The 14,210-nt window shown below is 30.1% G+C and carries 15 protein-coding genes; 11 read left to right on the top strand and 4 right to left on the bottom strand.

Features of this window, described 5'->3' with window-relative positions; translation table 11 throughout:
- Positions 1-4: 4 nt before the first annotated feature.
- A complete protein-coding gene (locus BLT88_RS13490; RefSeq protein ID WP_091955432.1) occupies positions 5-1,060 on the bottom strand; it encodes an endonuclease/exonuclease/phosphatase family protein in 1,056 nt (351 codons plus the stop codon).
- A gap of 132 nt (positions 1,061-1,192) precedes the next feature.
- Here BLT88_RS13490 and BLT88_RS13485 point away from each other — a divergent pair, with 132 nt between their 5' ends.
- The 8 genes from BLT88_RS13485 to BLT88_RS13450 all read left to right on the top strand — a co-directional run bounded on the left by BLT88_RS13485 (position 1,193) and on the right by BLT88_RS13450 (position 9,077).
- The gene (locus BLT88_RS13485) at positions 1,193-3,943 is read left to right on the top strand and encodes a carboxypeptidase-like regulatory domain-containing protein (protein ID WP_091955429.1); all 2,751 of its coding nucleotides are present in this window, start codon (positions 1,193-1,195) and stop codon (positions 3,941-3,943) included.
- A gap of 16 nt (positions 3,944-3,959) precedes the next feature.
- Positions 3,960-5,381, top strand: a complete 1,422-nt coding sequence (locus tag BLT88_RS13480; protein ID WP_091955428.1) for a DUF5689 domain-containing protein — start codon at positions 3,960-3,962, stop codon at positions 5,379-5,381.
- A 12-nt stretch (positions 5,382-5,393) separates the two neighbouring features.
- Positions 5,394-5,795 (top strand): methylmalonyl-CoA epimerase, encoded by a 402-nt coding sequence (mce, locus tag BLT88_RS13475; RefSeq protein WP_036782600.1) that lies wholly within the window; start codon positions 5,394-5,396, stop codon positions 5,793-5,795.
- Positions 5,796-5,870: 75 nt separating this feature from the next.
- A complete protein-coding gene (locus BLT88_RS13470; protein ID WP_036782602.1) occupies positions 5,871-6,749 on the top strand; it encodes an ABC transporter permease in 879 nt (292 codons plus the stop codon).
- A gap of 3 nt (positions 6,750-6,752) precedes the next feature.
- Positions 6,753-6,995 carry a DUF3098 domain-containing protein gene (locus BLT88_RS13465; RefSeq protein ID WP_091955425.1) on the top strand — a complete coding sequence of 81 codons (243 nt, stop codon included), beginning with the start codon at positions 6,753-6,755 and terminating at the stop codon, positions 6,993-6,995.
- A 2-nt stretch (positions 6,996-6,997) separates the two neighbouring features.
- Positions 6,998-7,807 (top strand): undecaprenyl-diphosphate phosphatase, encoded by an 810-nt coding sequence (locus tag BLT88_RS13460; protein WP_036782606.1) that lies wholly within the window; start codon positions 6,998-7,000, stop codon positions 7,805-7,807.
- Positions 7,808-7,816: 9 nt separating this feature from the next.
- Complete coding sequence (gene truB, locus BLT88_RS13455; protein ID WP_091955422.1) at positions 7,817-8,509, top strand: tRNA pseudouridine(55) synthase TruB; 693 nt, start codon at positions 7,817-7,819, stop codon at positions 8,507-8,509.
- Between the two features lie 34 nt (positions 8,510-8,543).
- Positions 8,544-9,077 carry a hypothetical protein gene (locus tag BLT88_RS13450; RefSeq protein ID WP_091955420.1) on the top strand — a complete coding sequence of 178 codons (534 nt, stop codon included), beginning with the start codon at positions 8,544-8,546 and terminating at the stop codon, positions 9,075-9,077.
- A 39-nt stretch (positions 9,078-9,116) separates the two neighbouring features.
- Here the strand turns inward: BLT88_RS13450 and mscL are convergent, their stop codons facing one another.
- The 3 genes from mscL to BLT88_RS13435 are packed head-to-tail and all read right to left on the bottom strand — an operon-like array spanning position 9,117 to position 11,293.
- Positions 9,117-9,524 carry a large conductance mechanosensitive channel protein MscL gene (gene mscL / locus BLT88_RS13445; protein ID WP_091955824.1) on the bottom strand — a complete coding sequence of 136 codons (408 nt, stop codon included), beginning with the start codon at positions 9,522-9,524 and terminating at the stop codon, positions 9,117-9,119.
- 52 nt (positions 9,525-9,576) lie between these two features.
- Positions 9,577-10,677 carry an alanine racemase gene (alr, locus tag BLT88_RS13440; RefSeq protein WP_091955417.1) on the bottom strand — a complete coding sequence of 367 codons (1,101 nt, stop codon included), beginning with the start codon at positions 10,675-10,677 and terminating at the stop codon, positions 9,577-9,579.
- Positions 10,670-11,293, bottom strand: a complete 624-nt coding sequence (locus BLT88_RS13435) for a thymidine kinase (protein WP_091955415.1) — start codon at positions 11,291-11,293, stop codon at positions 10,670-10,672. The genes alr and BLT88_RS13435 overlap by 8 nt, the downstream gene beginning before the upstream one ends.
- Before the next feature lie 155 nt (positions 11,294-11,448).
- On the opposite strand from BLT88_RS13435, the gene BLT88_RS13430 reads away from it, so the two are divergent.
- The 3 genes from BLT88_RS13430 to BLT88_RS13420 are packed head-to-tail and all read left to right on the top strand — an operon-like array spanning position 11,449 to position 14,185.
- On the top strand, positions 11,449-12,144 hold the full coding sequence (locus tag BLT88_RS13430; RefSeq protein WP_231960015.1) for a hypothetical protein: 696 nt from the start codon (positions 11,449-11,451) through the stop codon (positions 12,142-12,144).
- A 59-nt stretch (positions 12,145-12,203) separates the two neighbouring features.
- Positions 12,204-13,187, top strand: coding sequence for a glycosyltransferase family 4 protein (locus tag BLT88_RS13425; protein ID WP_091955411.1), 984 nt, complete (start codon positions 12,204-12,206; stop codon positions 13,185-13,187).
- Complete coding sequence (locus tag BLT88_RS13420) at positions 13,181-14,185, top strand: DUF3089 domain-containing protein (protein ID WP_091955408.1); 1,005 nt, start codon at positions 13,181-13,183, stop codon at positions 14,183-14,185. The genes BLT88_RS13425 and BLT88_RS13420 overlap by 7 nt, the downstream gene beginning before the upstream one ends.
- Positions 14,186-14,210: the final 25 nt, after the last annotated feature.

Here is a 14,210-nt window from a genome sequence, read left to right as displayed (position 1 = left end):
ATGTTTACTTTTTCTCTTTAATTAAATACATATAAACAGGGTAATGATCTGAATAACCACCAGTATACCCACCATTAGAAAAACTTCTAAAGGGATAACCTTTAAATTTCCCCTTTTTATCACTTAAAAAGCGTTTATTAAAAATCATCGCTTGAAACATTTTGTAATTAGAAAAATCTTTTACGCCTCTATCTAATAATGGTGATGAAATTAAAATCATATCAAAAAGATTCAAATTATCTCTGTAAACTAGGGTGTTAAAGCCTCTTGTAAAAAGATCCTCATACGGATTGTAAATATCGTTTTTCCCTACATTTTTCTTTTTTCTTTTTGTTTTTAAAATGTTTTTAAAACTAGAGTTTATAGGGTCATCATTAAAATCACCTAAAATAAGAATTTTAGCGTTTGGGTCGTTTTCCCTAATTTGATCAATAATTTTTGTGTTTTGATATGCGGCTTTCTCGCGTAAAGGCCTGCTCTTTGCTTCACCACCACTTCTAGATGGCCAATGATTTACAATAACATGAATTAATTCATCGTCTAAATAACCAGAAACTAATAACTGATCTCTGGTATATACTTTAAAATTATTTTTATAAATATTAGGATTAAAAGCTTCATGATATATAGGTTTAAAATACTTTTTTTGATATAATAAGGCTACATCAATTCCGCGTTTGTCAGGCGAATCGTAATGTATTATTCCGTAATTATTTTTTACTAAATGCTTATTTTTAACCAAATCTTCTATAACACCTAGGTTCTCTACTTCGGAAACCCCGATAATTGCAGGACTCGTATTTGCTTTATCTAATCCTATTTGTGCAATCGTACTTGCTAGCTTATCAATCTTGTCCCAATAAACTTTGGACCTGTTTGATTTTAACTCCATCATCGGGCTAGCTTCATCATTAATAGAAGTATCATTTATAGTGTCAAAAAGGTTTTCTAAATTGTAAAAAGCAATGGTTCTAATCGAGTATTTATTTTGATTTTTCTGTGAAAAAGTGACACATATAGTGAACATTAAGAGAAATAGTAAATAGGTTTTCTTCTTCATTTTTTTAGTTTTTATTAACCACAAACTTACAGAACAAAAAGCATCATTAAAAATAAAAAATTCTTTTGGCTGTCTTTTTTTAACTAAAAATCAGTAGTTTTACTTTGCTATAAAATTGAAAAAGAAAAAATTATGAATAAAACTATTATATTAATAGTTCTGTTTCTGTTGTGCTTTACAACAATATATTCCCAAAATATTATAATAGGAATTGTCGTAGATAATAATTCTGAAAGCCCATTATCGAATGTCTTTGTGCGTGTTAAAAACACAAATGTTATTACTAAATCAGATATAAATGGATTCTTTCAGTTAAAAGATCTTTCCAACGGAAGCTGCGTTTTAGAAATTAAATTTAATGGATTTGAAACTCAGAATTTTCCTATAGAACTCTCTGGAAAGACCTTGGATTTAGGTTCAATCATTTTATACAAAGATATTACAGAGGAACAAGATTTAAGTATTATTACAATTACAGATGATGAATTAAATAATGATGCAAGTGCTGCCGATAATATCTCTGGACTTTTGCATGCTTCAAAAGATGTTTTTTTAAGAACTGCTGCTTTTGAGTTTAGTTCTTCTTTTTTTAGAATAAAAGGATTGGATTCTGGAAACGGTAAAGTTTTAATTAACGGAATTGAAATGAACAAGGTTTATGATGGCAGGGCGCAATGGAGCAATTGGGGCGGACTCAATGATGTTTTAAGGAATCAAGAATTTAGTAATGGTTTATCCCCGTCTAATTTTACTTTTGGAGGTGTTTTAGGATCTACAAACATGGATACGAGAGCTTCGCAGCAAAGACCTGGAACAAGAATCTCTTATTCTTCATCCAATAGAAGTTATGAGCATAGAGTTATGGCAACGCATTCTACAGGTATTTCTGAAAAAGGTTGGGCGATGACTTTTTCCGCAAGTAGGAGATTAGGAAACGAAGGTTTTAATGAAGGAACTTCTTACAATGCATATGCTGTTTTCGCATCTATAGAGAAGAAAATTAACGAGAATCACAGTCTAAATTTTACAGGAATTTTTACCCCAAATAGAAGAGGTAAATCTTCGCCTAACACCCAAGAAGTTTTCGATTTAAAAGGAATTAAGTATAATGAGTATTGGGGGAATCTCAATGGAAAAAAACGTAATTCCAGAATAAAAGAAGTTGTAGAACCCATTTTAATGTTCAGTCATTATTGGAATGTTTCAGAAAATGCAACATTACAAACAAATGGATCTTATCAGTTTGGGAAAATAGGAAATAGTCGTTTAGATTTTAACGGAGGCTCAAATCCTAGTCCTTCGTATTACCAAATATTACCAAGTTACTTTCTGAGATATAATGATTTATCCGGTGCCTATAATGCCCAAGAAAACTTTGTAAATAACGGGCAATTAAACTGGGATCGTATTTTTGATGCAAATACCACCAATGCAAGTGTTGCCTTAAACAATGCGTATGTTTTGTATGAGGATAGAAATGATGACAAACAATTTACCATAAATACCATTTACAATGCAGAGATTAATAATAATATTTCTATAAACGGAAAATTAGAATACAAAGGTTTACGTTCTAAAAATTTTGCAGAAGTTCTCGACTTATTAGGAGGAGTCGGCTATTTAGACATCAATAATTTTGCAGATACAGAAGTGCAAATGCAAAATGATGTATTAAATCCAAACAGAGTTGTTGGTGTTGGTGATAAATTTAGATATAATTTTAATTTAAGTTCAGTTCTAATTAATGCTTTTGCACAGGTACAGTTTAAATACAATAAAATAGATTTTTATGCAGCTGCAAAGATTTCTAAAATAACAAATCAAAGAGAAGGTTTGTATCAAAATGGTCGTTTTGAAAATAGTTCTTTTGGGAAATCAGAGAAATTAAATTTCATTAACTATGGTATAAAAACAGGCGCAACGTATAAAATTAATGGGCGTAATTTAATAGATGCAAATTTTGCTTATTTAACGCAAGCGCCAACCATTAGAAACTCTTTTTCTAATGCTAGAGAGAATAACAATATAGTTAATGATTTACAGAGTGAAAAAGTATTTTCTTTGGATGTAAGTTATATTAGAAGAGGTCCGATAATTACTTCTAGAGTAACCACTTACTATACCGAGATAGAGGATGCAACTGAAATTTCTTTTTATTTTGCTGATGGAGTTGGAGGAGATAACACTGCTTTTGTTCAAGAAATTTTATCAGGGATTGAAAAGAAACAGCTTGGACTAGAATTTGGTTTAGAAGCACAAGTTACGCCAACCATAAAATTAAAAGGAGCAGCTTCTATTGGTAGTTTTACCTATGCTAATAATCCTGATTTGCATCTTACTTCAGACGTTACAAATGAAGGAATTTTTGATGAAAACGGTCGTTCAGGAAATTACATATCAAATTTAAAAAACTATAAAATTGCAGCAGGACCTCACACTGCACATTCTGTTGGTTTTGAATATAGAGACCCAAATTATTGGTGGATTGGTGCAACGGCAAATTTCTTTAGCAACACTTTTGTAGATATTGCACCATTAACAAGATCCAGTAATTTTTATACAGATGCAGATGGTTTAACATTTCCGGATTATGATATAGAGGTTGCTAGAGAGCTTTTGCAGCAAGAAAAATTTAATAATTATAAAGTTGTAAACCTTGTTGGAGGAAAATCTTGGAAGATAGAGAGGTATTACATTAGTGCATTCGCAACGGTAAATAACCTACTAAATACGGAGTATAAATCTGGAGGATTTGAGCAAGGTAGAAATGCAAATTATAATGAATTAAGAGCTGATAAAGCGCTAAACAAACCTGTTTTTGGTAATAAATATTGGTATGGAAGAGGCACAACCTACTTTATGAATGTGAATATTAGTTTTTAAAAAAAAATAAATTGAAATGGAAAAAAATAAAGCAAGCATCTTATTCATTATTTTTATAACAAGTATGTTTTTTATTGCCTGTGTAGAAGATAATGATTTTACAGTACCCCAAAATTTAGGAGCTGAAGAGAATCTAAAATTAGAGACAATTATAGACAGTATTCAAAACAATCAATTAGAATTAAAATCGATAAAAGATTTAAAAAGTTTATATAATTCAGGTAATGATCCTATAAAAATAGTTTCCGATATTATCGTAAAAGGATATGTTATCTCTTCGGATGCTAAAGGTAATTATTTTAGAGAATTTTATATGCAGGATGCAGCTGAAAACCCGACAGCAGGAATTAAAATAGCCATTAATTTAACTAATAGTTATAATAAATTCAACTTCGGAAGAGAAGTTTATATTCGTTTAAAAGGCTTGTATATCGGTGAAGTTAATTCCGGTGATGGCATAATTACAATTGGTGGAAAAGTTAGTACAACGGATGTAAAAGAAATACAAAGTGTTGCTTTAAATCAAATGAATACTCATTTTTTTCGTTCTAAGGAAACAGCAATAATTATTCCAAAAGAAGTTTCTTTAGCAGGTTTAAGCGCTTCAGATATTGGTACATTTATAACCGTAAAAGGCGTCTTCTTTCCATCTAATTTAGAAGGGAAAACGTATGTAGATCCAACAGAAGATTTTGATACACAGCGTAAAATACAAACTTGTCAAACAGTGGGTTATGCAGATTTATTGTTAGAGACTAGTTCGTTTGCAAGTTTTGCAAATAAGGCATTACCTGTTGGAGGCGGTACCATAAATGCAGTTGTTTCTCAAGATTATAATGGTCATTTTTTGGTGTTAGTTTTAAATTCTACAGAAGATGTTGTAATGTCCGAAGATAGATGTGTAACGCGTTCTGAAAGCGATTTTCCAATCATTTTATTAGAAGAAAATTTTGATAATTTATCTGGAGAAATAAGAATTACAGATTGGTTGAATTATAGAGAAAAAGGCACAAAATCTTGGAGATCTTATTCAGATACGTATGCTCAAAGTAAAGCAGCAAGAGTGGGTTCTAAAAGCTCAGGAGATGCAAGTACAATTACTTGGTTGCTTACAAAAGGGATAGATTTAGACACAACTACAGCAGAATTTTTATCCTTTGAAACCTCTAATAGTTTTGCAAACGGAAGTAATTTAGAAGTCTTAATCTCTACAGATTGGGATGGAACTGAATCAAATATATCCTCTGCAACTTGGAGTGTTTTACCAGCAAAAATAGTTTCTAATGGAGAAGGCTTTAAAAATTGGGTGCATTCTACTTTTGTAAATTTATCAAATTATACTGGTACTGCTTTTATTGCTTTTAGATATGCAGGTAGCGGAAATGTTTATTTTGATGGGACGTATGAATTAGATAATATCACTATTATTGCAGAATAATATTCTTATCATATGAAAAAAATAGAACACATTGGTATTGCTGTAAAAGATCTTAAGGTATCAAATAAATTATTTGCTTCATTATTTGGGGAAGAACATTACAAAGAAGAGGAAGTGATTTCAGAGGGAGTTAAAACCTCTTTTTTTAAAAGTGGGCCTAATAAAATTGAATTACTGCAAGCAACAAACCCAGAAAGTCCCATTGCAAAATTTATCAATAAAAAAGGAGAAGGAATTCATCATATTGCATTTGCAGTTTCAAACATAAAAACGGAAATTGAAAGACTGAAAAAAGAAGGTTTTGTTGTCTTAAATGAAATACCTAAAAAAGGGGCAGATAATAAATTGGTTGCTTTTTTACATCCCAAAACTACAAACGGAGTTTTAATCGAGTTGTGCCAAGAAATAGAATAGTTAAAATACTGCTAACTGTTACTGTCAACTGCATACTAATTATTATCTTGCAATGATTTTAAAAGCAAATACACCATGTCATCTAAGTTTGATTCTTATCAAAAAAGACGCCTGCAATCTTCTTACATTTCAGTTGTAGTTAGTATTGCTTTGGTGCTTTTTATGGTGGGTGTTTTAGGGTTGATTTTATTAAAGTCTACTAAAGTTGCAAATCATGTCAAAGAAAAAGTGGCCATTACACTTTTTATAAAAGACAAGGTAACTCAAAAACAAATAAAATCGTTTAGAGAATCTCTTTTAGAAGAAATTTTTACAAAAAAAGCTATTTATACAAGTAAAACACAAGCAGCAAAAAAATATAGCAAAGAAATTGGTGAAGATTTCCTTGAATTTTTAGGGAGTAATCCTTTGAAAAATGGGATAGATATTTATCTAAAAGCAGATTTTGTTACACCAGAAAAAATACAAGAATTAGAAAATCGCTTTTTAAAAAATGCATTTGTAGCAGATGTTTCATATGATAAACCTTTAATTAATTTATTAACTAAAAATATTAAAAGAATCAGTTTTTGGCTATTCGTCTTCAGTGGTTTTTTTAGTCTAGTTGCAATGATTTTAATTAATAGTTCCATAAGATTGTCTATTTACTCAAAACGATTTAATATAAAAACTATGCAAATGGTTGGCGCAACAAAACGATTTATCAGAAAGCCATTTATTTGGAGAAGTATAAAATTAGGAATGATTGGCGCTTTATTCGCTTTGATAGGGCTGGCATTTGTAATTTATTATGTAGATAAATACATACCAGGTTTAGAACTTTTAAAAGATTACTTTTCGTTAGGATATTTAGTTGGTGGTGTACTTTTATCAGCCTTTATAATTACGTGGGTAAGCACATTCTTTGCCACACAGCGCTTTTTAAATTTAAAAACAGACGAACTTTATTATTAAAATATGCAAAAAGAAAATAATCAAAAAAAAGAATTTCTCTTTGGTCAAAAGAACTATAGAATCATGCTTGTTGGCATCGTTTTTATTGCTTTAGGATTTATTTTCATGTCCGGAGGTGGAAGTGATAATCCAGAGGTTTTTAATGAAGAAATATATAACTGGCAGCGTATACGATTAGCCCCAACTTTGGTAATTATTGGATTGGTAATAGAAATTTATGCTATTTTTGCCAAACCAAAAAAATAAATATGAATTTATTAGAGACGATCATTCTAGCTGTAATTGAAGGAATCACAGAGTTTTTACCGGTATCATCAACAGGTCACATGATTATAGCATCATCTTTTATGCGAATTGCAACGGATGATTTTACCAAACTTTTTACTATTGTTATTCAATTAGGGGCCATTTTATCCGTGGTCGTTTTATATTGGAAACGTTTTTTTCAAAGTTTTGATTTTTATTTTAAACTATTAGTGGCATTTATACCCGCAGTTGTTTTAGGCTTATTATTAAATGATGTAATAGATAGTTTATTAGAAAGCCCAATTACTGTGGCAATTTCTCTAATAATAGGAGGTTTCATTCTATTAAAAGTTGATGAATGGTTTAAGGGAAATGAAGAATTTGATGAGAAAAATCCAAATGAACACACAGAAATAAGTTATGCGAATGCTTTAAAAATTGGTTTTTTTCAATGTTTAGCGATGATTCCTGGTACCTCGAGAAGTGGAGCAAGCATTGTAGGAGGAATGACGCAAAAAATTAATAGAAAAACTGCAGCAGAATTTTCTTTCTTTTTGGCAGTTCCAACAATGTTGGGAGCTACTGCAAAAAAAAGTTACGACTATTATAAAGCAGGTTTCGAACTTTCTTCAGATCAAATTAATTATCTAATTATTGGTAATATTGTAGCTTTTATAGTTGCTTTAATCGCGATTAAATCTTTCATTGATTATTTAAGTAGAAAAGGGTTTAAAATTTTTGGTTACTATAGAATTATTTTAGGAATTACATTGTTAATCATTCATTTTTTCATTTATAGATTAACCATTTAATTTTTTTTGATGAATATTGAAGAGTATCAAAAAGGTCAGGTTTTATTGATTGACAAACCACTTACTTGGACCTCTTTTCAGGTCGTGAACAAACTACGGTGGGAAATAAAACAGCGCTTTAATATTAAGAAAATTAAAGTGGGTCACGCAGGGACTTTAGATCCTTTAGCAACAGGTCTGTTAATTATTTGCACAGGAAAACAAACGAAAGAAATTCATACCTATCAAAATCAAGTAAAAGAGTATACAGGTACATTTACTCTAGGTGCAACCACTCCAAGTTACGATTTAGAAACAGAAATCGATAAAAAATTTCCGACAGAACATATTACTGAAGATTTATTAAAAGAAACTACAAAACAATTTATTGGTGATATTCAACAAAAACCACCTATTTTTTCTGCAATTAAAAAAGATGGAAAACGTTTATACGAATTGGCAAGAAAAGGCGAAACTACAGAAATTAAGGCCAGGATTGTTAAGGTTTTAGAATTCGAAATTACTACTATTAATCTGCCAAAAGTAGACTTTAAAGTAGTTTGTAGTAAAGGAACCTACATTCGTTCTTTAGCTTCCGATTTTGGAAATGCATTAAATTCTGGTGCGCATTTATCAGCATTAAGAAGAACAAAAATCGGTGATTTTTCTGTTGATAAATCAAATTCTATTGAGGGTTTTATTAAAAGTCTAAAAGTGGAATAGTTTTTGTCCCCAAGGTTGTGACAAAAGCTATTTTATGAAAAAAAATCTATCTTTAATCTTCTTATTTATCACATTACTATCTTCATCTCAAGAAAAATTTGGGAAATCTTTTATTACAGGTACTTTTAATTTTACGCTTGGTATCAATGAAAATTACACCATAAATAATGAGGAAGGTGAATATCTTATTGAACCAGCTGCAATTTTTTTAAGAACAGGTTTTGGCTATGAATTTAAAAAAAGGGTTGCTATTAGTTTTAATGCTGGATTTGATTATCATTGGAATTATGCTGTAAGTGCTTTTCCAACTTATGGGACTATAAAGTACAATATTACTGAAGATGAAGGGGATACTTTTTTTATTGAAGGGAGTTATGGTAAAATGTGGCGCCCCTCATCTAATTATCCAGATGGAAAGTATTATAGTTTTGGAATTGGATCTCAAGTAGCAGGTGGTGATAGATGGAATACAATTTTAAGATTAGATTTTCACAGAAAAAGTATTTATGGTTTTGAAAACAATAGGTTGGATAGTGTTTCCTTCGGGATAGGCTTTTCTTTCTTTTAAAATAAAAAGGATTTATATATAAGTTTACTTCTTAAAAGATTATTTCTTTTTAGCTAATAAATCTCTTATTTCAGCTAATAAATCTTCTTGACTCGGTCCTTTTGGAGCAACTGGTGCTGGCTCTTCTTTCTTTTTAGTTGCATTTACACCTTTTACAATTATGAACATTACAAAAGCTACAATAATAAAGTCGATTACGTTTGTTAAGAAATCTCCATATAAAACTGCAACTTCTCCAACAACTTTTCCTGTATCTTCAATAATACCTTCTTTAACAATCCATTTTAAATCTTTGAAATCAGTGTTAAATATCAGGCCAATTAAAGGAGAAACAATTCCTCCTGTAAAAGAAGTTACAACTTGTTTAAAAGCTGCCCCCATAACAAAACCTACCGCAATATCGATAAGGTTACCCTTCATTGCAAAATCTTTAAATTCTTTAAGCATTCCCATTTGTTTTGATTTTTAATATGTTAGAATGCTAAATTAGTGAAATTTATTAATATTTTAACGTTTTTTTAACACGCTGTGAAATTGCAGTTAAGGTTTCATAAACAATAGTTTCAGAAATATTAGCAATATTTTGTATCATTTCTTGATTATTAAAAATGATAACTTTATCACCTTCTTTACACTCAATCTTTGTAACATCAACCATAATCATATCCATACAGACATTACCAATAATAGGTGCTTTTTTATTGTTGATGAGTACATGTCCTTTTTTATTACCTAATCTTCTAGATATTCCATCTGCATGACCAATCGGTATTGTTGCTGATTTACTTGGTCTTTTTGCAACAAAAGCTCTATTGTAGCCTACCGTTTCTCCGGGCTCAATGAAGTGAATTTGAGAAATAATAGAGGTTAAATTATGTGTGTTCTTTAATTGAGATGTTTCTTCGGTATTATTTCCAAACCCATATAAACCAATGCCAATCCTAACCATATCAAATTGGGCTTTTACATAATTTACAACACCAGATGTATTTAAAATATGAAGCATAGGTTTGTAACCTAAATGCGTGTAAAATTGTTGTGCTATGTATGCAAAATTATTGATTTGATTTGTTGTAAAATCTTTTTCTTCTAAATCTTCACTCGCCGCTAAATGCGAAAATAAAGATTGCACTTTTACGTGATTTGTTTCTTTTAAACTCGTTAAAATTTTAGAAATATCTGCATGCCAAAATCCTAATCTATTTAAACCTGTGTTAAACTTTAAATGAATAGGGTAATTCATTAAAGGAGCTGTATCCGCTAAATTTAAGAAAGCATTAAAAATTTTAAAACTGTATAGATTTGGTTCTAATCTATAATCTACAATAGACTGTAAATTTTGTACTTGAGGGTGTAAAACTAAAATCGGAGCTTTTATTTCTGCTTCACGCAAAGCAATACCTTCAGAAGCATAAGCAACTGCAAAATAATCTACTTTATCTTCTAAAAATTGAGCAACTTTAATGCCATCACTTCCGTAGCCAAAAGCTTTAACAACTGCTAAAATTTTGGTTTTTGGTTGTAGTTTTTGTTTAAAATAATTTAGGTTATGTTCTAAAGCATTTCCATCAATTTCTAAAACAGTTACATGATTATTCATCAGTAGAACTTTCTTTTTTATCAGTAATTCCTTTCTCTTTATTTTTGACAGCTTTAAAATATGCAGCTCTGCTTAAAGGTTCATATTCCTGAGTCTCACCTAACATTACCAATTTGTCATTTTGTGCTTTTCTAAAACTGTAATGTGCTAAGTTACCTGTGTGTGTGCAAACCGCATGTACTTTAGTCACATATTCCGCAGTTGCCATTAAAGCAGGCATTGGGCCAAAAGGATTTCCTTGAAAGTCCATATCTAAACCGGCGACAATTACTCGTATTCCTCGGTTTGCTAAATCATTACAAACAGCAACAATTTCATCATCAAAAAACTGAGCTTCATCAATACCAATAACATCTACATCATTGGCTAACAGCCTAATATTTGAAGAAACCGGTACAGGTGTTGATCTGATTCTATTATCATTATGCGAAACAACTTGCTCTTCATCATAACGCGTATCAAGAGCAGGTTTAAAAATTTCTACACTTTGTTTTGCAAATTGTGCACGCTTTAAACGTCTAATTAATTCTTCTGTTTTACCAGAAAACATAGAGCCACAAATAACTTCTATCCAGCCAAATTGTTCTGTATGATTTACTGTATTTTCAAGAAACATTTTGTAATTTTAGGCGTTTTAGTTTTATAATTTTGTTTTAGTTTGATTGTCAACAAATTTAGCAATATTTAGCTGTAAAAAATAACTTCAATTAACAACTTATGCACAAAAAATTAGAATCAGACTTAATGAGTTTGGCGCACAGTATTTTAAAAATGAAAAATAAAAAAGATGTGTTTGCCTTAAAACAAAAATCTAAAGAGATTTATGAGAAACTATCTATGCTTGCTTTTGTTGAAGAATATGTAAATACAACACCAAATTTAAAAGAATCAAAAGAAGAATTAATAGAAAAAGTGGCACAAGGTTTTGTGTCAAAAGATATTTCTATTTTTGAAGAAGTTACTTCTAACGAGGTTGTTGAAGATGGAGAAAAGATAGTCTATGATCTTGCTGATACGCCTAAAGAAGAATCTGAAATTGAAGAAATTTTAGAGCAACCTTTTGATGAATTAGAAGAAATTATATTCTCTGAAAATGAAACAGAGCATATAAATGAGGTTATAAATATTGAAGTAAATAAAACAAAAAGCTTAGAGGAAGAATTACAAGACATAATTTCGGTTGATGTAATGGCAGATTTATTTGAAAATGCCCAACCAAAATCTTTAAATGATAAATTGGTTAATAATATTCAAATTGGTTTAAATGACCGAATTATTTTTGTAAAAAATCTTTTTAATAATCAGCAAGAAGATTATAACAGAGTAATTTCTCAATTAAACACTTTTAAGTCAGAAAAAGAAGCAAAACAATTTATCAATAAGATGATAAAGCCAGACTATAATTGGTCTGAACATGAAGAATTAGAAAACCGTTTTTTAGAAATTATAGAACGTAAATTTGCTTAATTCTATTTGCTATTTAGGTTACGTACAAAAATTTAATTGATAATAATTAATTTCTAATTTTGAAACCCGTTTTAATCCATACACATTTTCATCGCCGTAAAACTGGAGTAACCAGAAGTATAGAAAATGTACTTCCTTTTTTTGATGATGATTTTGAAACATATGTTTATGGTTCAAATATTGATGGAAATAAAATTACCACTTCAAAATTAAAATCAATACTATTTTCTGATTTAAAAACAGTCGTACATTGTCATAGAAATAATGAAATTATAGGAATGCTATGGTATCGTTTTTTAGGTGCAAAATTCAAATTGATTGCAACTAGGCACGCAGAAACTGTGCCTTCAGGGCTCACAAAATATTTGCTTAAAAAAGCGGATAAAGTAATTACGCTCATTAAAAGTATGAGCACTAATTTAGGGATTGATAATACTCTTATTGCTCATGGGGTTAGAGTTGAAGAGTTTGTGCCAAATCCAGAAAAAAGGCTAGAAAAGATTAAACAAGACAATGTTATTTTAAATGCAGGAAGAGTAAGAAAAGCAAAAGGTCAACTTGTTTTGCTCGAAGCTGCCAAGGTTCTAAAAGAGCAAAAAAATTGGGCATTAGTTATTGTTGGTAAAGTTGATAAGCCTCTATTTTTAGAAGAATTAAAAACGATTACAAAAAAACATGAAATAGAAAATCAAGTTTATTTTGCTGATGAAACTAGAGATATTATTTCTTATTATCAAGCAGCAAAAATTGTTGTCGCTCCAAGTTTTTCTGAAGGATTTTCTTTAGTAACTGCCGAAGCTATGTCTTGTGAATGCACAGTAATTGCCACAAAAAATGTAGGAGTTCATTCCCAATTAATTACAAATGGTAAAAATGGGTATTTGTTTGAAGCAGGAAATTCTCCGGCGTTAGAGCTACTTTTATTTAAATTGATGAAAAATCAAATTTCACATTTGGGGAAACAAGGAAGAGAAGAAATTGCACAAAATTGGAGTGCAAAAAAAGAAGCACAAAATTTAATAGAACTTTATAAATTATGGTAAAAAAAATATTCTTTTTGGCGTTTTTTATAGTTTTAGTGGGATGTAAATCAACCCACAAAATTCAGGGATTTTCGAAAAAGGACATTCCTTTAAAACCTAATTATAATAATGAGAAAAATTGGGCAGTTTTACCAAATTCTTCTTTTGGAGAATTAAAAGAATTTACTTCTAAAGAAATAGATACTTTACAAGCAGATGTTTTTTATGTGTATCCAACTTTAAATACAGAGGATGATGATTTACGTTGGAATGTTCCTGTAGAGGATATTGAGCAGCAGAATAAAGTTTTAAACAAAGCGGTATTATTTCAAGCTTCTGCATTTGCAACTTCAGGTAAATTGTACGTTCCTTATTATAGACAAGCACATTTACGTTCTTATAAGATGTTAGAAAACGGAGGAGATAAGGCGTTGCTTTTAGCCTATTCTGATGTTAAAAAAGCTTTTGAAGTTTATTTAAAAAACTACAATAAAGGTAGACCAATTATCATTGCAAGTCACAGTCAAGGTTCTACACATGCCAAATTTTTATTAAGAGATTTTTTTGATAACAAACCTTTGCAAGAAAAATTGATAGCGGCATATATTGTTGGTACAGTCCTAAAATCAGATTTGTTTTCAACTTTAAAGCCAATGACAAAACCAAATGAAATAGGAGGTTTTGTTGGTTGGAATACATTTAAGAAAGGCAATTATCCGAAGAAAAGAGATGTTTATAAAGGTAGTGTTACAACAAATCCTATAACTTGGGACGATGCAAAAACTACAGAATTATATGAACACAAGGGGTTTTTATATTCTAATAAAAAGATATATAAAAATGTATTAAAAATAGAAATTACAGATGGATTGGTTTGGAGTACAAACCCTAAATTTCCAATGCGATTTTTTATGTCTTTTATGAAAAATTATCATGTTGGTGATATTAATCTTTTTTGGCAGGATATTAGAGAAAATGCAGAATTAAGAACTAAAACCTGGTTAGCGGAAAATAAATAATGTAACAAAGTCTTTTTGTAATCGT

Origin of the sequence: Polaribacter sp. Hel1_33_78, assembly GCF_900106075.1 — a bacterium.
Lineage (GTDB): Bacteria > Bacteroidota > Bacteroidia > Flavobacteriales > Flavobacteriaceae > Polaribacter.
Note: the sequence above shows the minus strand (reverse complement) of the source record. Positions and strands in the feature narration are given on the sequence as shown.

Coding starts and splice junctions, on each gene's coding strand:
- BLT88_RS13490 (WP_091955432.1), bottom strand. CDS start 1,060: ATGAAGAAGAAAACCTATTTACTATTTCTCTTAATGTTCACTATATGT.
- BLT88_RS13485 (WP_091955429.1), top strand. CDS start 1,193: ATGAATAAAACTATTATATTAATAGTTCTGTTTCTGTTGTGCTTTACA.
- BLT88_RS13480 (WP_091955428.1), top strand. CDS start 3,960: ATGGAAAAAAATAAAGCAAGCATCTTATTCATTATTTTTATAACAAGT.
- mce (WP_036782600.1), top strand. CDS start 5,394: ATGAAAAAAATAGAACACATTGGTATTGCTGTAAAAGATCTTAAGGTA.
- BLT88_RS13470 (WP_036782602.1), top strand. CDS start 5,871: ATGTCATCTAAGTTTGATTCTTATCAAAAAAGACGCCTGCAATCTTCT.
- BLT88_RS13465 (WP_091955425.1), top strand. CDS start 6,753: ATGCAAAAAGAAAATAATCAAAAAAAAGAATTTCTCTTTGGTCAAAAG.
- BLT88_RS13460 (WP_036782606.1), top strand. CDS start 6,998: ATGAATTTATTAGAGACGATCATTCTAGCTGTAATTGAAGGAATCACA.
- truB (WP_091955422.1), top strand. CDS start 7,817: ATGAATATTGAAGAGTATCAAAAAGGTCAGGTTTTATTGATTGACAAA.
- BLT88_RS13450 (WP_091955420.1), top strand. CDS start 8,544: ATGAAAAAAAATCTATCTTTAATCTTCTTATTTATCACATTACTATCT.
- mscL (WP_091955824.1), bottom strand. CDS start 9,524: ATGCTTAAAGAATTTAAAGATTTTGCAATGAAGGGTAACCTTATCGAT.
- alr (WP_091955417.1), bottom strand. CDS start 10,677: ATGAATAATCATGTAACTGTTTTAGAAATTGATGGAAATGCTTTAGAA.
- BLT88_RS13435 (WP_091955415.1), bottom strand. CDS start 11,293: ATGTTTCTTGAAAATACAGTAAATCATACAGAACAATTTGGCTGGATA.
- BLT88_RS13430 (WP_231960015.1), top strand. CDS start 11,449: ATGAAAAATAAAAAAGATGTGTTTGCCTTAAAACAAAAATCTAAAGAG.
- BLT88_RS13420 (WP_091955408.1), top strand. CDS start 13,181: ATGGTAAAAAAAATATTCTTTTTGGCGTTTTTTATAGTTTTAGTGGGA.